The sequence below is a fragment of the Achromobacter sp. JCM 18799 genome, assembly GCF_055395645.1.
Genome location: NZ_AP043866.1, coordinates 1,381,848 through 1,403,739, shown reverse-complemented (window position 1 = coordinate 1,403,739; position 21,892 = coordinate 1,381,848). Strand labels below are relative to the sequence as shown.

At 68.6% G+C, this 21,892-nt stretch carries 19 protein-coding genes; 6 read left to right on the top strand and 13 right to left on the bottom strand.

Translation table 11 applies throughout. From position 1 onward, the window contains the following. Positions 1-17 precede the first annotated feature (17 nt). The 3 genes from ACZ5YA_RS06695 to ACZ5YA_RS06685 all read left to right on the top strand — a co-directional run bounded on the left by ACZ5YA_RS06695 (position 18) and on the right by ACZ5YA_RS06685 (position 3,651). Positions 18-971 carry an N-carbamoyl-D-amino-acid hydrolase gene (locus tag ACZ5YA_RS06695; protein ID WP_118934278.1) on the top strand — a complete coding sequence of 318 codons (954 nt, stop codon included), beginning with the start codon at positions 18-20 and terminating at the stop codon, positions 969-971. A 148-nt stretch (positions 972-1,119) separates the two neighbouring features. Further along, positions 1,120-2,451 (top strand): MFS transporter, encoded by a 1,332-nt coding sequence (locus ACZ5YA_RS06690; protein ID WP_088140813.1) that lies wholly within the window; start codon positions 1,120-1,122, stop codon positions 2,449-2,451. Positions 2,452-2,502: 51 nt separating this feature from the next. Further along, positions 2,503-3,651 carry a YgeY family selenium metabolism-linked hydrolase gene (locus tag ACZ5YA_RS06685; RefSeq protein WP_464092223.1) on the top strand — a complete coding sequence of 383 codons (1,149 nt, stop codon included), beginning with the start codon at positions 2,503-2,505 and terminating at the stop codon, positions 3,649-3,651. Here the strand turns inward: ACZ5YA_RS06685 and ACZ5YA_RS06680 are convergent. Then, positions 3,648-4,553 (bottom strand): LysR family transcriptional regulator, encoded by a 906-nt coding sequence (locus ACZ5YA_RS06680; protein ID WP_280016684.1) that lies wholly within the window; start codon positions 4,551-4,553, stop codon positions 3,648-3,650. The genes ACZ5YA_RS06685 and ACZ5YA_RS06680 overlap by 4 nt on opposite strands. A gap of 101 nt (positions 4,554-4,654) precedes the next feature. Here ACZ5YA_RS06680 and ACZ5YA_RS06675 point away from each other — a divergent pair, with 101 nt between their 5' ends. Next, entirely contained in the window at positions 4,655-5,941 is a 1,287-nt protein-coding gene (locus ACZ5YA_RS06675; protein ID WP_118934285.1) for an SGNH/GDSL hydrolase family protein, read from the top strand. A 16-nt stretch (positions 5,942-5,957) separates the two neighbouring features. On the opposite strand, the gene ACZ5YA_RS06670 is transcribed toward ACZ5YA_RS06675, so the two are convergent. The 4 genes from ACZ5YA_RS06670 to ACZ5YA_RS06655 all read right to left on the bottom strand — a co-directional run bounded on the left by ACZ5YA_RS06670 (position 5,958) and on the right by ACZ5YA_RS06655 (position 13,044). Further along, the gene (locus ACZ5YA_RS06670) at positions 5,958-9,182 is read right to left on the bottom strand and encodes an error-prone DNA polymerase (protein WP_464092222.1); all 3,225 of its coding nucleotides are present in this window, start codon (positions 9,180-9,182) and stop codon (positions 5,958-5,960) included. Between the two features lie 6 nt (positions 9,183-9,188). Beyond that, positions 9,189-10,658 carry a Y-family DNA polymerase gene (locus ACZ5YA_RS06665; protein WP_059380010.1) on the bottom strand — a complete coding sequence of 490 codons (1,470 nt, stop codon included), beginning with the start codon at positions 10,656-10,658 and terminating at the stop codon, positions 9,189-9,191. Further along, complete coding sequence (gene imuA, locus ACZ5YA_RS06660; protein ID WP_059380011.1) at positions 10,588-11,292, bottom strand: translesion DNA synthesis-associated protein ImuA; 705 nt, start codon at positions 11,290-11,292, stop codon at positions 10,588-10,590. The genes ACZ5YA_RS06665 and imuA overlap by 71 nt, the downstream gene beginning before the upstream one ends. Positions 11,293-11,508: 216 nt before the next feature. Next, entirely contained in the window at positions 11,509-13,044 is a 1,536-nt protein-coding gene (locus tag ACZ5YA_RS06655; protein WP_464092221.1) for an amino acid permease, read from the bottom strand. Positions 13,045-13,229: 185 nt separating this feature from the next. Between ACZ5YA_RS06655 and ypfH the strand changes: the two genes are divergently transcribed. Continuing rightward, a complete protein-coding gene (gene ypfH / locus ACZ5YA_RS06650; protein WP_464092220.1) occupies positions 13,230-13,934 on the top strand; it encodes an esterase in 705 nt (234 codons plus the stop codon). Here ypfH and ACZ5YA_RS06645 read toward each other — a convergent pair whose 3' ends face one another. The 7 genes from ACZ5YA_RS06645 to queE all read right to left on the bottom strand — a co-directional run bounded on the left by ACZ5YA_RS06645 (position 13,935) and on the right by queE (position 20,350). Beyond that, complete coding sequence (locus ACZ5YA_RS06645) at positions 13,935-15,356, bottom strand: efflux transporter outer membrane subunit (protein ID WP_251879870.1); 1,422 nt, start codon at positions 15,354-15,356, stop codon at positions 13,935-13,937. A gap of 52 nt (positions 15,357-15,408) precedes the next feature. After that, entirely contained in the window at positions 15,409-16,323 is a 915-nt protein-coding gene (locus tag ACZ5YA_RS06640; RefSeq protein ID WP_118932085.1) for an efflux RND transporter periplasmic adaptor subunit, read from the bottom strand. A gap of 2 nt (positions 16,324-16,325) precedes the next feature. Beyond that, positions 16,326-16,538 carry a DUF1656 domain-containing protein gene (locus tag ACZ5YA_RS06635; protein WP_013394149.1) on the bottom strand — a complete coding sequence of 71 codons (213 nt, stop codon included), beginning with the start codon at positions 16,536-16,538 and terminating at the stop codon, positions 16,326-16,328. Continuing rightward, positions 16,535-18,586, bottom strand: coding sequence for an FUSC family protein (locus ACZ5YA_RS06630; RefSeq protein ID WP_059380016.1), 2,052 nt, complete (start codon positions 18,584-18,586; stop codon positions 16,535-16,537). The genes ACZ5YA_RS06635 and ACZ5YA_RS06630 overlap by 4 nt, the downstream gene beginning before the upstream one ends. Beyond that, positions 18,583-19,059, bottom strand: a complete 477-nt coding sequence (locus tag ACZ5YA_RS06625; RefSeq protein ID WP_059380017.1) for a MarR family winged helix-turn-helix transcriptional regulator — start codon at positions 19,057-19,059, stop codon at positions 18,583-18,585. Before ACZ5YA_RS06625 ends, ACZ5YA_RS06630 begins: the two co-directional genes overlap by 4 nt. Positions 19,060-19,245: 186 nt before the next feature. Further along, positions 19,246-19,689 carry a 6-carboxytetrahydropterin synthase QueD gene (queD, locus tag ACZ5YA_RS06620; protein ID WP_013394146.1) on the bottom strand — a complete coding sequence of 148 codons (444 nt, stop codon included), beginning with the start codon at positions 19,687-19,689 and terminating at the stop codon, positions 19,246-19,248. Between the two features lie 28 nt (positions 19,690-19,717). Next, entirely contained in the window at positions 19,718-20,350 is a 633-nt protein-coding gene (gene queE, locus ACZ5YA_RS06615; protein WP_059380018.1) for a 7-carboxy-7-deazaguanine synthase, read from the bottom strand. A 93-nt stretch (positions 20,351-20,443) separates the two neighbouring features. On the opposite strand from queE, the gene arfB reads away from it, so the two are divergent. Further along, entirely contained in the window at positions 20,444-20,860 is a 417-nt protein-coding gene (gene arfB / locus ACZ5YA_RS06610) for an alternative ribosome rescue aminoacyl-tRNA hydrolase ArfB (protein ID WP_059380019.1), read from the top strand. On the opposite strand, the gene ACZ5YA_RS06605 is transcribed toward arfB, so the two are convergent. After that, positions 20,826-21,794: a LysR substrate-binding domain-containing protein gene (locus ACZ5YA_RS06605; RefSeq protein ID WP_280016689.1), complete on the bottom strand. Its 969-nt coding sequence runs from the start codon at positions 21,792-21,794 to the stop codon at positions 20,826-20,828. The two genes, arfB and ACZ5YA_RS06605, sit on opposite strands and share 35 nt — an antisense overlap. Positions 21,795-21,892: the final 98 nt, after the last annotated feature.

The following is a 21,892-nucleotide window of genomic DNA, read 5'->3' as shown; positions in this document are numbered from 1 at the left end:
ACCGTAGGAGACTGAACATGTCACGCATCATCAATGTCGCGGCCGCGCAGCTGGGGCCGATCCAGCGTAGCGACACGCGTCGCGACGTCGTCGAGCGCCTGCTCGCGCATCTGCGCCAGGCCCATGCCATGGGCTGCCAGCTGGTGGTTTTCCCGGAGCTGGCGCTGACGACTTTCTTTCCGCGCTGGTACATGGAAGATCCGGCCGAGATCGACGCGTTCTATGAAAGCGAGATGCCCGGTCCGCAGACCCGGGTGCTGTTCGAGACCGCGCGCAAGCTGGGCATAGGCTTTTACCTGGGCTATGCGGAGCTGGCGTTGGAGCAGGGCGTCAAGCGCCGCTTCAACACGTCGATCCTGGTGAACCAGAACGGCGACATCATCGGCAAGTACCGCAAGGTGCATTTGCCCGGGCATGCCGAGCACGAGCCGTGGCGCGCTTTCCAGCACCTGGAAAAGCACTACTTCGAGCCGGGCGACTCGTTCGACGTCTGGCGCGGCTTTGGCGGCGTGATGGGCATGGCCTTGTGCAATGACCGCCGCTGGTCCGAGACCTATCGGGTCATGGGCTTGCAAGGCGCGGAAATGATCCTGCTGGGCTACAACACGCCGGTGCACAACCCGCCGGCGCCCGAGCACGACGACCTGTCCATGTTCCACAACCATCTGGTGATGCAGGCGGGCGCCTATCAGAACGGTACCTGGGTGGTGGGCGTGGCCAAGGCCGGCAAGGAAGAGGGCTGCGAGATGATAGGCGGCAGCTGCATCATCGCGCCGTCGGGCGAGATCGTCGCCGCCTGCTCGACCAAGGGCGATGAGTTGGCGATCGCGCGCTGCGACCTGGATCTGTGCCTGTCCTACAAGAGCACGACTTTCAATTTCGACCGCCACCGGCGTCCCGAGGCTTACGGCCTGATCACGGAACGCAGAGGCGCGGTGGAACCTGCGCCGGAGGCGGCGGTAACCGCCTGACCTGCGGCGCGGCCAGCGCGGACGGTCGATAGACCGTCCGCATAACCGGCCCGGACGTTCCCTTCCCATAAAAAACAGCATGCGGGCGCCCCGAGCGCCTGCAGGGGAGCGTTCGGCCTAAAAAAAACACAGACCCCAAGGTGAAAATATGGACCAGTCAGTCGAGAGCATTGCGGCGCCTCCGGTTGCCGCAGACAAGGATCCCCTGGCGGCGCGGGATGATGCGCTGTATCGGAAGGTGGCGTGGCGGCTGCTGCCGTTCTTGATGGTGTGCTACATCGCGGCGTTCCTGGACCGGGTGAACGTCGGCTTTGCCAAGCTGCAGATGCTGGACGATCTGAAGTTCAGCGAAACGGTGTACGGCCTGGGCGCGGGCATTTTCTTCATCGGCTATTTCCTGTTCGAGGTGCCGAGCAATGTGCTGATGCACCGCATCGGCGCGAAGAAGACGCTGGCGCGCATCATGATCCTGTGGGGCATCATCTCGGCCGCCATGGCCCTGACGCAGACGCCGACGCAGTTCTACATCCTGCGCTTCCTGCTGGGGGCGGCCGAGGCCGGGTTCTATCCCGGCATCATCCTGTACCTGACCTATTGGTTTCCGTCGAACCGGCGCGGCCAGATCGTGGCGGTGTTCATGACGGCGGTGCCGTTTGCCGGCATCCTGGGCGGGCCGCTGTCGGGCTGGGTGATGGAGGCGTTCCATGACACGCACGGCATGGCCGGCTGGCAGTGGATGTTCATCATCGAGGCGATTCCTTCGGTGCTGTTGGGCCTGGCGGTGTTCTGGTACCTGGATGACCGCATCGACGACGCGCGCTGGCTGTCGCCCGCGGAGAAGTCGCGGCTGGGCCAGAACCTGCAGAGCGAGAAGACCGCCAAGACCGAGCACGTGTCCATGCTGACCTTGCTCAAGGACAGGCGCGTCGTGCATATGGCGCTGATCTGCTATTGCACGGTGTCCAGCTTGTCGGGCCTGGCGTTCTGGATTCCGTCGGTGATCCGTTCCACCGGCGTGGTGTCGCTGCTGGACATCGGCCTGTTGACGGCGGTGCCGAACGTCTGCGCGGTGATCTCGATGGTGCTGGTGTGCCGCCATTCGGACGCGGTGCGGGAGCGCCGCTGGCACATGATCGTGCCGTTTCTGGTGGGCGGGACGGGCCTGGCGCTGAGCACGCTGTTCAGCCATAACCCGATGCTGGCCGTGGCCATGCTGTCGGTGGCGGCCGCCGGCTGCATGGTGTGCTCGCCCTTGTTCTGGAGCCTGCCGACGGCGTTCCTGGAAGGCAAGAGCGCGGCGGCGGGCATAGCCGGGATCAATTCCTTCGCCGGCTTGGCGGCCTTTGTCAGCCCGTATGCGATCGGCTGGATCAAGGACCTGACAGGCTCGACGGATTGGGGCATGTATTTCCTGGCCAGCTTCACGCTGATCGGGGCGGTGCTGGTGTACCGCGTGCCGAAGAGCCTGGTCAACCGCTAGGCGGCTTCTCTACATCGGCGGGCGCGCCGCGCCCGCCACTTTCAGACAGGAATGATGATGACTCTGGACGTAGTTGCGTTGACGCAGGCCATGGTGCGTATTCCCAGCCTTTCCGGCAAGGAAGGCGAGATGGCGGCGCTGATGGCCGCGACGATGCGCGAGGCGGGTTTCAGTTCGGTCACGACCGATGGCAATGGCTCGGTGCTGGGCCTGATCGGCCCCGCGGACGCGGACGTGGCCTTGCTGTTCGACGGACACATGGACGTGGTGCCGGTGGCGGGCGACTGGCGCTTCGATCCGTTCGGCGCCGAGATCCGGGATGGCCGGCTGTATGGGCGCGGCAGCACCGACATGAAGGGCGGTATCGCCGCGGCGATCTGCGGCGTGGCGGAGGCGGCGCGGGACGGCTTGAAGCGCCGCGTGGCGGTGTCGGCCAGCGTGCTGGAGGAAGTCATCGAAGGGCATGCGCTGGCTTCGGTGCTGGACATCTGCATGCCGCAGGCGGTCGTCATCTGCGAGCCCTCCAAGCTGCAGATCAAGGCCGGCCAGAAGGGGCGGGTGGAACTGCTGCTGACTTTCCACGGCAAGCCGGCGCACGCGGCGACGCCGCATATCGGTGTCAATCCCCTGCACGCGGCGGCCCGGGCGCTGAACGCGCTGGAGAGCCTGTCGCTGCCGCATGACGAGGTGCTGGGCCAGGCGCTGCTGGTGCCGACGGACATCGTGTCGCATCCCTATCCGTCGATCTCCATGATTCCGATTTCGACGACGATACGCTTTGACCGGCGTACCGTGTCGGGCGAACGCCTGGAGGATGTGCTGGCGCAGATCCGCGCGCATCTGGCGGCCCATGGCTTGTCCGATTTCACCCTGCAGGTCAGCGAGGATCAAGTGGCGACCTATACCGGGCAGCACGCCACGCCGCCGCGCTGGTTGCCGGGTTGGCGTTGCGATGCGGAGGCCGGGTTATTGCAGGCTGCGCGCGCGGCCGTCAGCGCCAGCGGCCGGGATCCGGTGGTGGGCAGTTGGGCGTTCTGCACCAATGGCTCGGAATCGGCCGGACGCCGCGGCATTCCGACGATAGGGTTGGGGCCGGGCAACGAGGAAGACGCGCACACGATCGACGAGTCCATCGCGTTGGAGCAGTTGGAAGGCGCGCGCGACATCTACCGGAATCTGGTGCGCGCCGTCTGCGGTTAGGGCGTTTGCATGCCGGGCAGGCGCGCCAGCCGGTCATTGAGGAAGTCGATCAATAGCCGTGCCCGCAGCGACTGGTAGCGGCGCGACGGGTAGATGAGGAAAGCCTCCTGCGGCGTGGCGCTCCATTTGGGCAGGACGCGCAGCAGTTCACCGCTGGCGATCAGGTCCTGCACCAGCCAGGCAGGGCAGAGTCCGATGCCGGCGCCCATGGCCAGGCTTTCGCGGATGGCCAGGGCGTTGTTGACGCGGAAGCGCCCTTGGGTCTGGACCGTGGCGAGGGTGGCGCCCTGGTGCAGTTCCAGGGTGTCGCCGGCAGCCAGCCAGGCAAAGCGCACGTACTCGTGCGCGGCCAGATCGCGTGGCGCGCGGGGCTTGCCGCGCTGCGCCAGGTAGGAGGGGGCGGCCACCAAGTAGCGCGGCGACATGGCCGCCTTGCGGGCGATGGCGTTGGGCGGCAGGTTGCCGCCCAGGCGCAGCGCCACGTCCACGCCTTCTTCCACCAGGTCCACGAACCGGTCGTTCAGGATCAGTTCCACCTGGATGTCGGGATATTCGTCCAGGAATTCGCGGACCAGCGCGTTCAGGCGGAACTGGCCCAGCGCCACGGGCGCGTTGATGCGCAGGAAACCGGCGGGCTTTTCGGTCTGGCCGCGGGCGTCGGCGACGGCCTCGGAGTATTCCTCCAGCACGCGGGTGGCGCGTTCGTAGAAGCGTTTGCCTTGTTCGGTGGGCACGACGCGCGTGGTGCTGCGTTCAAGCAGCCGCACGTTCAGGTCCTTTTCCAGCGCGGCGACGATCTTGCTCAGGGCAGGCTGGCTCAGCGCTTGTTCGCGGGCGACGGCCGACAGGGTGCCCAGCTCCACGGCGCGGACGAAGGCCCGCATGGCGCGCAGGGTGTCCATGGTCATACCTTTTTGGAAGAAGTGGTATGCAGTTTAGGGTTCTACCGGTGGAATTGGGAAGAACCTATCGTGACGTCACTTTCTCTTTTTCTGGAGTCGTCATGAATCGCTTCAATCTTCATTCCCTGGTTTCGGCCGTTGCGTTGGCCGGCGGCCTTGCGGTCCTGGCCCCGTCCGCCGCCATCGCGGCGCGGCCTTCTGTTCAAGCCGATGCCGCGCGTTCCAATTGGGTCAGTTCCTGGTTCGCCAGCCCGCAACCGCTGTGGGAGGATTCCTTCGTGCTGCCCACGGAAATGCCGGCCGAATTGCGCGGCCAGACTCTGCGCCAGACCTTGATGCTCAGCGTGGGCGGACCGCGCTTGCGGGTGGTGTTGTCCAACCGCTATGGCACGCAGCCCCTGGAGATCGGGGCGGCCAGCGTGGCGCTGGCCTCGGGCCAGTCCAAGATCCGTCCGGCATCCAGCCGCGGGCTGGCCTTTGGCGGGCGGCCGAGCGTGACGGTGGCGCCGGGGGCGCAAGTGGTCAGCGATCCGGTGGACCTGCCGGTATCCGCGCTGGCGGAACTGGCCGTCAGCCTTTACTTCCCGCAGGCGACGCCGGTGACCACCTTCCATTGGGGCGCGCAGCAGACCGGCGCCCTGGTCCGGGGCGATGCCACGGCGGCGGCGGAGCTGCCTGATGCGCAGGCGCTGCAAGGCCGGGCCTTCCTGGCGGGGATCTGGGTCGAAAGCCCGTCGCGCGCGCCGGTGGTGGTGGCGTTTGGGGATTCCCTGACCGATGGCAACGGCTCGACGCCGGGGGCCAACCGCCGCTGGCCGGATTTCCTGGCGCGCCGCCTGGCCCCGCAGGGCATGGGCGTGGCCAATGCAGGCATTTCGGGCGCGCGGGTCTGGGGCGACAAGATGGGGGTGAACGCGATGGCGCGCTTCGATGCCGACGTACTGTCGCAGCCGGGCGTGCGCACGGTGGTGATGATGATGGGCATCAATGACATCGGCTGGCCGGACAGCGGCTTCGCGCCGGCGGACGCGCCCATGACGGCCGCAAGATTGACCGAGGGCTACCGGCAGCTGGCGGAGGCTGCCCGCCTGCGCGGCGTGCGCATCGTGGGTGGCACCATTGCGCCGTATGAAGGTTCGCTGCATGGCACGCCGTTGTCGGGCCACTACAACCCGGCCAAAGACGCGGTGCGGCGGGAGGTGAACCGCTGGATCCGCGAAAGCGGCGTGTTCGACGCGGTGGTGGATTTTGACGCGGTGCTGCGCGATCCGGCGCATCCGGCGCGGCTGCTGCCCGCGTATGACTCGGGCGACAACCTGCATCCCAACGATGCCGGCTACCAGGCCATGGCGCAGGCCTTGGATATGGCCACGCTGTTCGGCGATTGAGAAGCGTCCGGGACGGTTAGTGGAAATTGCGGCTCTGGGTGTTCAAGTCGCCCAGCAGCTCGGACAGGTCCACCAGCCGTTGCGCGATCAGGTGGCGCACGCCGTCCACGCTTTGCCAGGACCCGTAGACGCCCAGCAGCGAGGCCCCCAGCAATTCGCGGCGCTGGCGTTCGATGAGTTCCGTACGCACGACCACGTTGACGGGACCGGTCTCGTCTTCCAGCGTGACGAAGATCACCCCCTTGGCAGTCTGCGGGCGCTGGCGCACGGTGACGATGCCGCAGGCGCGCGCGACGCGCTTGTCGGGGTAGCCGTTGAGCACCGAGGCGGGCTGGAAGTTGCGCGCCGCGAGCTGGGGGCGCAGCAAGGCCACGGGGTGGCTGCGCAGCGTCAGGCCCACGCTGCGGTAGTCGGCCGCCACGGTCTGGCCTTCGGAAGGGGCGGACAATTGCGGCGCCTGGGTTTCCTGGATGGCGGCGTCGCGCAGCAGGTCGCGGCTCTGCACGCTGGCGGCCGCTTCCCAGCTGGCCTGGCGGCGATGGCCGGCCAGGGTGCGCAGGGCGTCGCCGGCCGCCAGCGCGTTGAGGTCATGGCGGGTGAGCGCGGCGCGGCGGGCCAGGTCGCCGGTGTCGGCAAAGGGCGCGGCGGCGCGCGCGTCTTCGATGCGCCGGGCGGCGTCCTCGCGCATGCCCTGGATCAGGCTCAGCCCCAGCCTGACGGCGGGGCGGGAGCCGTCGGTGGCGGGCGCGTGCGGATGCGCGGTCCGGCGGGCGCCGGGGTGGCCCTCGGGCAGGGTTTCCAGGGCCGAGTCCCAGCCGCTGACCGTCACGTCCGGCGGCAGCACGCAAACGCCGTGGCGGCGGGCGTCCTGCACCAGTTGCGCGGGGGCGTAGAAGCCCATGGGCTGGGAGTTGAGCAGGGCGGCCAGGAAGGCTTCGGGCTCGTGCCGCTTGAGCCACGAACTGGCGTACGCCAGCAGCGCGAAGCTGGCGGCATGGCTTTCGGGGAAACCGTATTCGCCGAAGCCTTCGATCTGGCGGAACAGCGCCTCGGCGAAATCCAGTTTGTAGCCGTGGGCCAGCAGGCCGCCGACCAGCTTGGTACGGTACTTGTCCACGCCGCCCTTGCGCTTCCAGGCTGCCATGGAGCGGCGCAACTGGTCGGATTCGCCCGGTGTGAAGCCCGCGGCCACCACGGCGATCTGCATGACCTGCTCCTGGAAGATGGGCACGCCCATGGTGCGGCTGAGCACGCCGCGCACTTTTTCGCTGGGATAGGTTTCGGGCTCCTTGCCCTGGCGGCGGCGCAGGTAGGGATGGACCATGCCGCCCTGGATCGGGCCTGGGCGCACGATGGCCACCTGCACCACCAGGTCGTAGTATTCGCGCGGACGCAGGCGCGGCAGCATGGTCATCTGGGCGCGGGATTCGATCTGGAACACGCCTACGGTGTCGGCGTCGCAGATCATGTCGTAGGTGGGCGCGTCGCTGGGGGGAATGTCCTGCAGCCGCAAGGGCTGGCCACGGCGCTGGCCGGCCAGTTCCAGCGTGCGACGCAGTGCCGACAGCATGCCCAGCGCCAGCACGTCCACTTTCAGCAGGCCCAGCGCGTCCAGGTCGTCCTTGTCCCATTGCACGACGCTGCGGTCCGCCATGGCGGCGTTTTCGATGGGCACCAGGCGCGACAGCTTGCCGCGTGAAATCACGAAGCCGCCGGGATGCTGCGACAGGTGGCGCGGAAAGCCCATCAGGGTCTGCGCCAGCGCCGCCCACTGCCGCGCCACCTGAGATTCGGGGTCCAGTCCGCAGGCGTCCAGCGTGCGCAGCATTTCTTTCTTGCCGTCCCACCATTGGTGGGCGCGCGCCACGGCGTCGATGACGCCCGCGTCCACGCCCAGCGCGCAGCCGGTATCGCGCAGCACGCTGCGCGGCCGGTAGGAGATGACCACGGCGGTGAGCGCGGCGCGTTCGCGGCCGTATTTGCGGTAGATGTACTGGATGACTTCTTCGCGGCGCTGGCGCTCGAAGTCCACGTCGATGTCGGGCGGCTCGTTGCGTTCCTTGCTGATGAAGCGTTCGAACAGGTTGTTGCCGCGCACCGGATCCACTTCGGTGATGCCCAGGCAGTAGCAGACCGCGGAGTTGGCGGCGGACCCGCGGCCCTGGCACAGAATGCCCTCTCCGCGGGCGTACTGGACGATGTCGTAGACCGTGAGGAAATAGGCTTCGTAGTGCAGGTCGGTGATCAGGGCCAGCTCTTTTTCGATCTGCGTGGTGACGCTGTCCGGCGTGCCGGAAGGAAAGCGGCGGGCGGCCCCGGCCAGGGTTTCCTGGCGCAGATAGGTGGCCGGCGTGTGGCCGCGCGGAATGATCTCGTCCGGGTATTCGTAGCGCAGCTCGTCCAATGAGAAGGCGCAGCGGCGGGCTATGGCCAGCGTCTGGGCCAGCGCTTGCGGCGGGTACAGGTTGGCCAGGCGCATGCGCGTGCGCAGGTGCTGTTCGGCGTTGCCGGACAGTTCGTAGCCGCACTGCGATACGGGCTGGCGGGTGCGAATGCCGGTCAGCGTGTCGTGCAGCGGTTTGCGCGAGCGCAGGTGCATCTGCACCTGGCCCAGCGCCACGATGGGCAGTTCCGCGGCCTGCGCGGCGTGTTCGACCGCGGCGCGGTGCAGGTCGTCGCGCGAGCGGTGCAGCAGGGTCAGTCCGACCCAGGCGCGGTGGGGGAAGACGCGCGCCAGCCAGCGCGCCTGCTCGGCCATGCGGTCGGCGTCGGTGCCGTAGGCGGGGCTCAGGATGGCCAGGCATTCGGGCAGGTGGCGCAGATGGGCGTGGCCCGCGGGCGGGTGGGTAAGGTCTTCGGGCGCCAGCTGGTATTCGCCCTTGGGGGCGCGGGTGCGGGCCAGGGTGATCAGTTCGGACAGGTTGCCGTAGCCCTCGCGCGTCTGCGCCAGCAGGGTCAGGCCCAGCGGCGCGGCGTCGGGCGCGGCGCGCAGCTGGAAGGTGGCGCCGATGATGAGCGGCAGCTTGCGGGTCTTGGCTTCGACGTGGGCGCGGACCACGCCCGCCAGCGAGCATTCGTCGGTGATGGCGAGCGCGGCGTAGCCCAGTTCGGCGGCGCGCTCGACCAGTTCCTCGGGGTGCGAAGCGCCCTGCAGGAAAGAGAAATTGGACTGGCATTGCAGCTCGGCGTAACCGGGCAGCTGCGCCAGGAGGCCGGGGGTGTCGTCGTCGTCCATGCGCATGACGCTTCAGGCGTAGAGCCCATGCAGGAACCAGCGGGCGTGTTCGTCGTCGCGCTCTCGGTAGATCCAGTAGCGCGCGGCGGCGGCGTCCTCGGCGACGAAGTAGTCGCGCACCGTCAGGGCCGGGTCCCACCAGCCGCTTTCGATGCGTTCGGGGCCGCGCATCAGGCGCAGCGCCTGGCCGCCGTATTGCGGCCGGTGGCCGGAAAGCTTCAAGGGGAGCGGCGGGTCCAGCAGCCAGAAGGGGCGGTCCAGCAGGGCGGGCAGGGGCGCGGGACGTTGGGGCGGCGACAGCGCGTCGCCCCAGGCGTTGGCGGCCTCGGGGCGGTGGTCGGGAACCGGGTGGGCGTGGCGCACCTGGTCGCGGCCCAGCCGCGCCACCAGCAGGTCCAGCAGCCGGGCATGGTCGGCGGGCGTGCCGCCGGGCTCGGGGAACAGGGTGGTGCTGGCGGCGGGCTGTTCCACCGTGTCGGGCGCCAGCAGCGCCACGGCGATCACGGGCGCTTCCAGCGTGAAGCGGGCCAGCTTTTCCCGCAGCAGGTGGAGGATCTGCGGCGCCTGCCAGACCGGCTGGGCCAGGGCCAGTTCCAGTTCGGTGGGCGGCCGGGCGTGGCGGCCGCGTTCGTGTTCCATGCTGAGCACCACGCGGCGCACCGCCAGTTGCCGGGCGCTGAGCCAGCCGCCCAGCTGTTCGGCCAGCCGGCGCGCCACCGCCAGCACCGCGTCGGTGTGCTCGACGTAGTCGGTGAGTTCGATGCGGCGCGAGAACTGGTGCGGCGGCTCGATCCAGCGGTGGAGCTCGGGCGCCAGGCCGTAGGCGGCGTCCAGGGCCTGCAGCAGTTCGGGCGCGCTGCGCCGCTGCAGGCCCGCGCGCGGCAGGGCGCGCAGGTCCGCCAGGGTATGGCAGCCGATGTCGTCGAGCCAGTCGCGGCGGGCCTGCGCCTGCGGCAGCAGGGCCAGCGGCAGTGCGTCCAGCCGCCGGGTCAGCGTGGGCAGCGTCAGGGTGCGCCGGGGTGCGCGCCGGCCGGGGCTGCGCGCCAGCAGCCAGGCGCCGGCGGCGGTCGGCGCCATGCCTAGCGAGACGCGCAGGTCCAGGGCGCGCAAGGTGGCGGCGACCCGCCGGTGCAGCGCCTTCGGACCGCGGAAGAGCATCAGGCTGGCGCTTACGTTCAGCAGCAACGTGTCGCCGTCGGCCAGGGCGATTTCGGGTGTGTATTGCAGCAGCGCCAGCGCCGCGCCCTGCAAGGCTTCGGACTCGGCCAGGACATCGCGGGGCAGCAGCTCGACCTCGGGGGCGATGGCGGCCGCGCCCGCGCGGCGCATGCCCGGCTTGACCCCGGCGCGGCGGGCGGCGGGCGTCAGGGCGGCGACGCGTTCCTGTTCCAGGACCGCGAACGCCTGCCCCTCAAGCGGCCAGTGCGGGCGCAGTGCGTCCAGCGGCAGGCAGCGCAGGAAGGCGGCGATCCAGAGGCGCATGGCGGGGAGAAACAGGTGTGGTGGCGCCCGGTTCCAGGCCCACGTATAGCGGCGTATCGCAGGCGGGCCCGCGGCGCTTCAGGATGTGGACGGACAAGCCGCCTGCGGCCGGCGCGAGCGCCAGCCGCAAGGGCGCGGGCGTGGCGTTTTGCGCCGCGCTGCTGGGGCGCACCGCGATGAACAGCAGGTCGCTGGCCTGGGCGGCCAGGTGCAGGCGGCGCAGGGATTCGGGGCGCACATGGGGCAGCCAGCAGATCAGGGCGCCGCAGCTGCCGTTCTTCAGGATCTGTTCGGCGGCCCAAAGCGCGTCCACGGGTTTTTCCGGCGCCACCCAGAGCAATTGGCGCGGATCCAGCCGCCAGCTCATCCAGCTGGCGATGTGGGGCGCGTGCGGCGGCTGCACCAGCGCGATGGCGCGGCGGGTTTCCAGCTGGGCCAGCGCCGGACGCAGCAGGCGGATTTCGCCGATGCCGGGGTGCGGCACCAGCAGTTCGGTCAGCGAACCCAGCGGCCAGCCGCCGTCCGGCAGCTCGGGCGAAAGCGCGGCATGCCCGGTGGGCAGGGTGCGGGCGGCGCCTTGAGCCAACTGGGTGGCGCGCCACAACGCGGGATGGATACGTTCTGGGGACTGCATGGCGATCGGTTCCGGCTTGCGGGGACCCGGGGTAGTGGCCGATGCGTCATTATAGCTGTATATATATACAGTATTTAAAAGGGGCGGAGCGCGCCGCGAATAGTTTTGCGCCGGTAACGCGGCAGCCCAAAAGAAAACCCGCCCGTACACCTTTCGATGCAGAGGAGCGGGCCGTGTTGAACGCGATTTTAGCCGCTTCAGGCAGGCGGATCGCAATCAAGCGCGGGCGTTCTGCGCAGTAGATACCGAGGCCTCCACACCCGCCGCGCGATCCAGATCCAACCCATAAAACCGCATATCCTCGTACCGGATCCAGTGCGACTTGCGCACCAGCCGGTGGCCGATCCACAAGGCCAGGAACAGCGGGATCGCCAGGTAGGTGGAGATCACGCCGATCCAGTCGATGCGGTCTTGCAGGAAGGCCTGGTAGTTCTGGCCCAGCGTGACCGCCAGGCACAGGACGAAGGCCAGCAGCGGGCCGAAGGGGAACAGGCCGGCCTTGTAGGGCAGGTCGGCGGTGTCGTAGCCGTGCTTCACATAGCCCTGGCGGAAGCGGTAATGGCTGACCGCGATGCTCAGCCAGACGATGAATTCGGTCATGCCGGCGAAGTTCAGCAGCCAGATGTAGACGGCCTTGGGGCTGTACACCAGGCTGAACAGGCACAGGCAGGCCAGCAGCGCGGTGGCCATCAGCGCGTACAGCGGCACGCCGCCGCGGGTGACGCGCCGGAACAGGGCGGGCGCCAGGCCCTCCACCGCCATGTTGAACAGCATCCGCGTCGCCGCGTACATGCCGGAATTGCCGGCCGACAGCACCGAGGTCAGGATCACGGCGTTCATCACGGTAGCCGCCGACAGCAGCCCCGCGTGCTGGAACACCAGCGTGAAGGGGCTGACCGCGATGTCTTCCACTTCGTTGCGCAGCAGCTGCGGGTCGGTATAGGGCAGCAGCAGGCCGATGATCAGGATGGCCAGCACGTAGAACAGCAGGATGCGCCAGAACACGTGGTTGATCGCGCGCGGCACGTTGCGGCGGGGATTCTCGGATTCGCCGGCGGCCACGGCCACCAGTTCGGTGCCCTGGAACGAATAGGCCACCACCATCGCCACGCCCACCCAGGTGGCCGCATTGCCCACGAAGGGCGCGTCGCCGACCGACCAGTTGACCAGGCCCACGGGCGTGCCGCTGTGGATGATGCCCACCAGCATCGCCAGCCCGACGCCGATGAAGCACAGCACGGCCACGACCTTGATGATGGCGAACCAATACTCGGCTTCGCCGAAGCTGCGCGCCGAGAAGGCATTCAGCCCGAAGGTCAGGGCCAGGAAGGCCACGCTCCATATCCAGCCGGGCGTATCGGGGAACCAATAGGCCATGACCAGTTGCGCGGCCACCACGTCCACCGCCACCACCGTGGCCCAGCTGATCCAGAAGTTCCAGCCCAGCGCGAAGCCGAAGCCGCCGTCGACGTAGCGCGAGGCATAGGTGCAGAAGGAACCCGATACCGGCATGAAGGTGGCCAGTTCGCCCAGGCTGGTCATGATGAAGTAGACCATCAGGCCGATGGCCAGGTAGACCAGCAGCGCGCCGCCCGGGCCGGCCTGGGCGATGGCGGCGCCGGAGGCCACGAACAGGCCGGTGCCGATGGCCCCGCCCAACGCTATCATCGTGAGGTGGCGCGCCTTGAGCACGCGATGCAGCTGGTTCTGGCCGGCAGGCGTGGCGCCGGATTCTGTTGTCGGAGTTTGCATTACTGGGGTAGGAAGTTGCCGCGGCGGCGGACCATCAGGCACGGGCGTGCGGGCCTGCCCGCCAGGCAATGCCGCGCAAGCCAGCCGGTCCGTGGCGGTGCGGCAAAGGTTGCTTCAAGGCGCGCATTTTACAATGCGGCTATTCCGGGGCCGTTCGGCGGCCCCAGCCAGCACGGAGCAGTTTCATGGCGTCTTCCACTTCTATCGAGTTTCTTCCCAACGCCGGCGTCGACGTGCGCCAGCTGTTTATCCTGCTGCACGGCGTGGGCGGCACCCCCGACGACATGGAGCCGTTGGCAAAAGCCGTGCGCGCGGCGTTCCCCAGCGCGGCGGTGCTGGTGCCCCAGGGGTTCGAGCCCTACGACGGCGGCGGCGACGGCCGGCAGTGGTTCTCGGTGCGCGGCGTGACCGAGGAAAACCGCCCGGAACGCGTGGCGCGGGCCTTGCCGCCCCTGGAAAACTACGTGCGCGAGGCGCAGGCGCGTTTCGGCCTGCTGCAGTCGGACACGGCGCTGGCGGGCTTTTCGCAGGGCGCCATCATGGCGCTGGAACTGGTGCAGGCGCACGACGGCATCGCCGGCCGCGTCATCGCCTTCTCGGGCCGCTACGCCCAGATGCCCAAGCTCGCGCCGAAGTTCACCACGCTGCACCTGCTGCACGGCGCCGCCGATCCGATCATGAACGTGGAGCTTATCCAGGCCGCCCAGGCGCGCCTGACCGAGCTGCACGGCGACTCGACCATCGACATCGCGACCCAGGTGGGGCACGCATTGCACCCGGCGCTGATCGAGCGCGCCATCGTGCGCTTGAAGACCTGCGTGCCGTTGCGCAGCTGGGAGGCCGCGCTGGGTCTTAACCAGACGCCGCCCGACGGCACCCCGGTGCATTGATCATTTTTCCCAGCCGCCACCCAGCGCCAGGAACAGTGCGATCTGGTCGCTGCTGAGGTCGGCCTGCGAAGCCGCCAGCGCGCTTTCGTTGCTGGCCAGCGTGCGCTCGGCGTCCAGCACGGTCAGGTAGTCGGTCTTGCCGTACTGGAACAGGCGGCTTGCCTGCGAGGCGGCCTCGGCGCTCTGGTCGCGCGCGGCGCGCAAGGCGGTGTCGCGATCCAGCTGGCGCGCGTAGACCACCAGCGCGCTCTCCGTTTCCCGCAGGGCATTCAGCACGGTGGCGTCGAAACGCGCCGCCGCGGCCTTGGTGCTGGCCTGCGCCTCGGCGATGCGGGCCTGCGCGGCGCCGGTGTTGGGTATGGTCCAGGAGATCAGCGGACCGACGCTCCAGCTGAAGGTGCCGCGGTCGCCGAACATGGCGGCCGGGCCGCCCGAGGCCGCCGACAAGCCCAGCGAGATCTTCGGATACAGGTCCGCGGTAGCCACGCCGATGCGCGCGGTGGCCGCGGCCAGCGTGCGTTCGGCCTGGCGGATGTCGGGACGGCGGCGCAGCAGTTCGGCGCCGTCGCCCACGGGGATGGTTTCGGTCAGGCGCGGAGCCTGGGCGCATTGCAGCAGCGCGGGCGGGATTTCGCCCGGCGTCTGGCCGGTCAGCGCCGCCAGGCGGTACAGCGCGGTGCGCTGCTGGGCCTGGAACGGCGGCAGGTTGGCCTGCAGCTGTTCAAGCTGGCTGCGGGCGCGGGTCACGTCCAGCGTGGTGCCGCGGCCGGCGCGTTGCAGCCGGTCCACCGCGTCCAGCGATTGCTTCTGCACCTGCACCGAATGCTGGGCCGAAGCCAGCTGCATGCCGGCCGCGCACATATTGGCGTAGGCCCGGGCGGTCTCGGCGGCCACGGTGACGCGGGTGGCGTCATAGGCGGCCTGCGCGGCCTGCTCGTCGCCGCTGGCCGCTTCCACGGCGCGGCGGATCTGGCCGAACAGGTCCAGCTGGTATGCCACGCTGGCGCCCATGGAGTAGGACCAGCGGTTGGGCGGATCGATGCCGGGCTGCAGTTCCTGCAGGCCGGACACGTGGCCGAAAGTGGGCGAGGCATTGACGCCGATGGACGGCTGCTGCTGCGCCTGCGCTTCGCGCACGGCGGCCTGGGCGCGTTCCAGGTTGGCGCTGGCCACGCGCAGGTCGGTGTTGGCGGCCAGGGCTTTTTCCACCAGACCATCCAGCACGGGATCGTCGTACAGGCGCCACCAGTGGCCAGGCACCGCATCCTGCCGGAACGCCACCTCGCGCGCCTGCGTGAAGGGCGCCTGCGCGCTCTGCCGCTCGGCCGCCGATCCGGCGGGCACCTGGTAGTCCGGGCCCACGGCGGCGCATCCGGCCAGCGCAAGGGCCAGCGTAAGAGGCAGGAGGTATCTGGTGTTCATGGCGGTTACGGCTGTGCGTCGATAAGAGAGTAGGGGTGGAAGAAAGGAACGATCAGGACGGCTGGCGCGCCCCGGCCTGCGAGTGGGCCGGGCCGGAATCCACCGACACGGTGGCGGTTTGTCCCGCCACCAGGCGCACGCCTGCGGGCACGTCGTCGATCTTCACGCGCACCGGGATGCGCTGCGCCAGGCGGACCCAGTTGAACGTGGGATTGACGTTGGGCAGCAGGTTGGCGCCGGTGCTGCGGTCGCGGTCGGCGATGCCCATGGCAATGCTCTCCACGTGGCCGCGGATATGGTGCGAGTCGCCCATCAGCGTCACGGTGACGGGGTCGCCTTCGTGGATGCCGGGCAGCTTGGTTTCCTCGAAATAGCCTTCGACGTAGAACGAACTGGAATCCACCAGCGCCATCACGCCGCGGCCGGCGGTGGCGTAGGAACCCGCGCGCAGGTCCAGGTTGGTGATGCGGCCGTCATTCACCGCCAGCACGCGGCTGCGTTCCAGGTTCAGGCGCGCGGTATTGAGCTGCACTTCGGCCTGGGCCAGCGCGGCTTCGGTCTGCTGCAGCTTGGTCTGGCTTTGTTCCAGCGCCTCGGCGGCCACCAGTTGGCCCAAAGAACGGTTGCGCTTGGCGTCGCGCACGGCCTGGTCGCGCGCCACTTGCGCGGAACGCACCGAGGCCTGGGCCTGGTCGTAGGCCAGCTGGAAGCGCGCGCGGTCGATTTCGAACAGCACGTCGCCGGCCTTGACGTCCTGGTTGTCGTGCACCGGCACGCTGGTCACCAGGCCGGAGACATCGGGCGCGACCTGCACCACATAGGCCTTGACGCGGCCGTCGCGGGTCCAGGGTTCGACTTCATAGTGCACCCAGAGCTGCCAGCCGGCGTAGGCGGCCGCGGCGACGACGACGGCGGTCACCGCGAACTTGCCGATGGCTGCGGGGCGCAGGGCGTTGGGGAGTTTCATGCTTATCTCTGGAGTAGATAGGGGGAAATGAGGGATACGCCGTACAGCAGCACCACGAACAGCGCCAGGTCGAACAGCGCGGGGTGCCACACCAGGCGGTACAGCCCGGCGCGGGCCAGCACGCGGCGCACTGCCCACGCCACGCCCAGGGTCACCACGCCCAGCACCAGCAGCCAGGGAAAATAGACGCCGTAGAGATTGAATTCGCCGATCATGATGCTTGGCCCTCCAGGGTGGGATGGGCGGGTTGGTAGTCGGGCGCGTCGGGGAAGAAGGCGCGGCGCAGGCCCACCAGCGCGACCACGGCGCGGTCGCGGGCGGCGGCGCCCGGGGGCGTGGCCGTCACGCTGGCCAGCGCACGGTCGATCTGCGCCAGGAACTCGGGCGTCTTTTCGCCGACCTGCCAGGCCGAGCGCGCGTGGAAGAATTTCGCCAGTCCGTCCAGCACCGGCTGGATGGCGGGTTCCGCCATGGGCAGGTGACGCCGGGCGCGCTGCAGTTCGGTGATGTCGCGGCCCACGCGCAGGTCTTTCAACGCGTCGGCGGCGACCAGGTCGTCGGGCCGCTGGGCCAGCGCCAGACGCGGCTGCAACAGGCCGATGCGGTCCAGCATGCGGGCGGCGTAGGTGTGGCGCGAAGGCGCGCGCGGCGAGCTTGCCAGGGTTTCCAGTTCCTTCCAGTTGGCGGCCTGGATGCGGCGTGCGCTCCAGTCGGCGCTGACGGTGCGGAAGATGGCGGCGATGATGGCCGCCGTGGCAACGCCCATGCACTGCGCGACCTGCGTGTCGATGAAGGACACGATGTCGGCGGTGTTGGTGTCCTGCAGCGCCATGGTGCCCAGGAAGCCGAACAGCATCGCCATGGCCTTGCCGGCGGTGGCGGGCCGGGCAATGAAGATGCCCAGCACGAAGGTCGTGGGCAGCATGGCCAGGGCCAGCATCTCGAACGAATGCAGGGCGGGCATGATGCCCAGCAGGTACAGCGCCGACAGCGGAATCGAATACACCGTGTAGGTCAGGAACTGCATGATGCCGGGGACCGGATTGTCCTGCGACGCGAAGAAGCAGCTGAAGATGGCGGCCATGAGCGCGGCGGTGGCGCCGTTGCTCCAGGCCGTGCCGATCCAGAAGGCGCAGCAGACCGAAATGGCCACGCCGGCGGCCAGGGCCGACAGCAGCGCCATGCCGCGGTCGCGGTGCAGCGCGGTGTTGGGCGCGGGATTGGAGCGCGGCGCGCGTAGCGGCGCGCCCGCCAGGCCTGCGCGGATCTCGCGGCGCAGCGCCAGGCATTCGTCATAGGTGTCGACCAGTTCGCGCAAGCGCGTCATCAGGCTGGCCAGCAGCACCTCGCGCCAGCTGGAGCGGCTGTCGATGTCGGGCGTGAGGCGGGTGGCGGCGGCGCGCAGTTGGACCGCTGTCTCGTGGGTGGCCTGGGCGCCGGCGTTGATCCATTCGGAGATGTCGGCGAGCAAGGCCGTGACGGCTTCCGGCAGTGGCTGGCCGCCGGCCTGCAGGGCGCGCATGCGGTCTTCCACGGCGGACACGGTGGGCGTCAATGCCGCGATCTGGTCCTGCATGGCGCGCACCGCGCCCGAGGTCCAGCGCAGGTTGCTGGTGTCGAAAGGCACGTGGGTGGACATCAGGCGCAGCTGCGTGATGTCGTTGGCCAGCACGCGGCGGTCGCGGTCCTTCTGTTCGGTGGCCTGGCCGCTGAGCGTGTCGTGCATCCAGTTGCGGGCGTCGCGCACGGCCTTGTCGAGCATCAGCGTCAGCGCCGGGGCCAGGCCGCGCGGCAGCACGATGCTGTGGATCAAGGTGGCGCAGACGATGCCCAGGCTGATTTCCTCGACGCGGGCGAGGGCGGTGTCGAACACCTGGGCGGGGGCGGTCACGCTGGGAAAGCCGATCATGGCGGCGGTATAGCCCGCCAGCATGAAGAGGTACGAACGCGGCGTGCGGTCCAGCACCGACAGGTACAGGCAGGCGCCCACCCACAGCACCATGGCGGCGGTCATGACCACCGGGGAATTCGATAGCCGCGGCACCAGGTAGACGGTGGCGGCCGAGCCGAAGAAGGTGCCGGCCAGGCGGTACAGCGCCTTGGAGCGCACCGCGCCCGACCAGGGTTGGGCCACGACGTAGGCCGTGGTCATGGCCCAGAACGGACGCGGCAATCCCATGCTGTAGGCCAGGTAGAGCGCCATGATGGCGCTCAGGTAGCTCTTGAGCGAGAAGATGGATTCGCGGACGTTGGGGAGTTTCACGCTTGTTCGTCCTGTGGCTGGGTGCCGGCGCCGCCGCGGCCCAGGGTGACTTTCAGGCTGTCGAAGACCCGCAGGCAGGCTTGCAGGTCGGCTTCGCTCACGCCCCGGAACAGGCGGCGGCGCAAATCGACCAGCACATCCTCGACCTTGGCGCGCAGCGCCTGGCCGGCGTCGGTCAGGTGCAGGGTCTTGGCGCGGCGGTCGTGCGGGTCTTCGCGGCGTTCCATCAGGCCTGCGGCGACCAGGTGGTCCAGCACCCGCACCAGCGAGGGGCCTTCCACGCCCAGCGCCTCGGCCAGCGCGCCTTGGCGCACGCCGTCTCCCAGGCGGCCGGCCAGGATCACGGGCCAGGCGGTGGCCTGGGACAGGCCGTAGTCGGCCAAGGCCTTGTCGGCGGCGCCGCGATAGGCGCGCGACAGGACCATCAGGGCGGAGGTGGTGGCCATGAGCTGGGAGTCGGTGGGCGTGTTCATGGAATAGATTGTATCCTATCTATTAGCTTACTAATAATTGAAAATGGCGATTATCTCCATGGATTTTCTCAATCGGGAAAATAGAGGACGGTTGTTCCAGCTATGGAAAACCAGGGACAGCGTTCTGGGATTTTCGGCGTCGCGGGGAGCGACGCGGGCGCGGCGGCGGCGGCCGCGCCCCGGCGTTCAGCCGTTGCAGTCCGCCCAGCAATTGGGCGTTTCGTACAGGCGCACGCGGGTCAGGCGCAGTTCGGCGCCATAGTGGCCGTGATAGTGCGGGGCCAGGGTCTGGAAGACGATGGCGGCCAGATTTTCGGCCGTCGGGATGCGGTCCAGCACCACGGTCTTGTGGCCGGGCAGGCTGTCCAGGAAGCCGCGCACGGCGGCGTCGCCCTCGTACACCAGGAAGGCATGGTCCCAGACGTCCACGATGTGGGTCTTGGCGATGTGCTTGATCTCGGAGAAATCCATCAGCATGCCGTTGTCGGATTCGCCGGGCGCCTGCACCACGTCGCCGGTCAGGGTGATCTCCAGCACGTAGCGGTGGCCGTGCAGGTTGCGGCACTGGCTGCGGTGGTCGGGAATGCGGTGGCCGGCGTCGAATTCCAGCCTGCGGGTCACGGAAATCATGGCGCGCTCCGCAGGGGGCTAGGGTGAATCATGGAATGCCTATGTATTTGTGGGTCTGCAGGCTGAGCCGCCATTGCGGATGCTGCATACAGTACTGGACGGCCTGTTCGGTGTTGGCCGCGCGCGCGGGGCCGTCCATGGGTTGCAGGAAGAAGTGGTCGAAGTCCAGGTGCGCGAAGGCTTCGGGCTGCGCGTTGGCTTGCGGATAGACCAGCTTGAGCTCGTCGCCGCGCTCGAGGACCACGGGCGCGGTGCCCTTGGGGCTGACGCAGATCCAGTCGATGCCGGCCGGCGGCTTGATGGTGCCGTTGGTTTCGATGGCCACCGTGAAGCCGCGCGCGTGCACCGCGGTCAAGAGCGGCGCGTCCAGTTGCAGCAGCGGTTCGCCGCCGGTGAAGACCACGTAGCGGTCGTTGGCGCCGGGGCCCCAGGCCGCGGCGATGGCGTCGGCCAGCAGTTCGGGCGTGGCGAACTTGCCGCCGCCGTCGCCGTCGGTGCCGATGAAGTCGGTGTCGCAGAAGGTGCAGGCGGCGCTGGCGCGGTCGCTTTCGCGGCCGGTCCAGAGGTTGCAGCCGGCAAAGCGGCAGAAGACCGCCGCACGGCCTGCGTGGGCGCCTTCGCCCTGCAGTGTCTTGAAGATTTCTTTGGCGGAGTAAGTCATGGTGGTGCCGGCGGTCGGATAAGGCCGGACCCCGGATAAATCAGGCAAAAGCGCATTATTTTACTTTGCGCGGCGCATCTATACTTGCGGGCTATGTTTCACGTCCAAGATTCCATCTACCTGGATGAACGCGATCTCGCGTTCACCATGATCCGCGCCCAGGGCGCGGGCGGCCAGAACGTCAACAAGGTGTCCAGCGCCGTGCACCTGCGTTTCGACGTGCGAGCCTCCAGCCTGCCCGAGGAAATCAAGGAAGCGCTATGCGCCCTTAGCGATCACCGCGTCTCCAAGGACGGGGTCATCGTCATCAAGTCGCAGACGTTCCGCAGCCAGGAAAAGAACCGCGCCGAAGCCATCGAGCGCCTGATCGCCATGGTGCGCGCGGCGGCGCGCACCGACAAGCCGCGCCGCCCGACCAAGCCCACCCGCGCCTCGCAACGCCGGCGCGTGCAGCGCAAGGTGCTGCACGGCGAGGTCAAGCGCTTGCGGGGGCGGGTCCAGGGGGATTGAGGGGGGCCCGCGTGAGGGCGGCCCGCGGCCCGGCCTGGGCGCGGCTGTGCAGGCGCTGCCGGAACAGGTCCGCCATGGTGGCCGCCGCCAGCGACAGTGGCGTTCCCCGCAGCGTCATGATGCCGATGCTGGCGACCGGCATGGGCGCCTCCGTGCGGATCTGGCTGGCTTCGGCGCCGTAGGGCGGGATCTCGAGCATGCCCGCCGGGCAGACGATCAACGCGTCGCTGCGGACCATCAGGTTCCACATTACGCCGAACGTATCGCAATCGATGACGCGTTCGGGCGATTGCAGGCCGTTTGCGCGCAAGCCTTGCAGAAAAGCGTCGGTGTGGCTGCCGCCCGAGGTGTTGAGCAGCCATTCGCAGCCCGCGATGTCTTGCCAACGCGTGGCGCCCGCCAGCGGATGACCGCGGCGGCAGGCGACCATGAATTCCAGCGGCCGCAGTTCCTCGAAATCGAATTCCTGCCCGCCATGGTTCCCGGCCATGCCGGATGCCAACGCGAAATCCAATGAGCCGTTGCGCAATGCCGGCAGCACGGCGGCCAGCAGGCCTTCCGAGACCTTGAGCTTGGCCGCGGGCATGCTCTGCCTGAAATCGTTCAGCACGTCGGGCAGCACGCTCAGCATCACCATGGGCGTCACGCCCACCGCCACCCGCGCCTGGGCGCCGCTGAGCAGTTGGCGGATGTCCTGGCGTGCCAACGAGAGCTGGGCCTGGGCAAGCTGCGCCCGCACCGTCAGGTGTACGCCGCACTCGGTGACCTCGATGCCCTGGGGGCTGCGCGTGAGCAGCGGCGCTTCCAGTTCCGTTTCCAGTTCCTTGATGGCCTTGGTCACGGCGGCCTGGCTCAGGTGCAGGCTGCGCGCCGCAGCCCGGATGCTGCGCAATTCGGCGACCTTCAGCCAGGCCCGCAGATGGTGGTCTTTCATATGCCTTCCCCGATGGTGACAACTACTAGTTGTCACCTTAACAAAGAAATAGCCTTATGCGCAGCGCGGGCGATCTCTAAGCTTCACGACGACCAGAC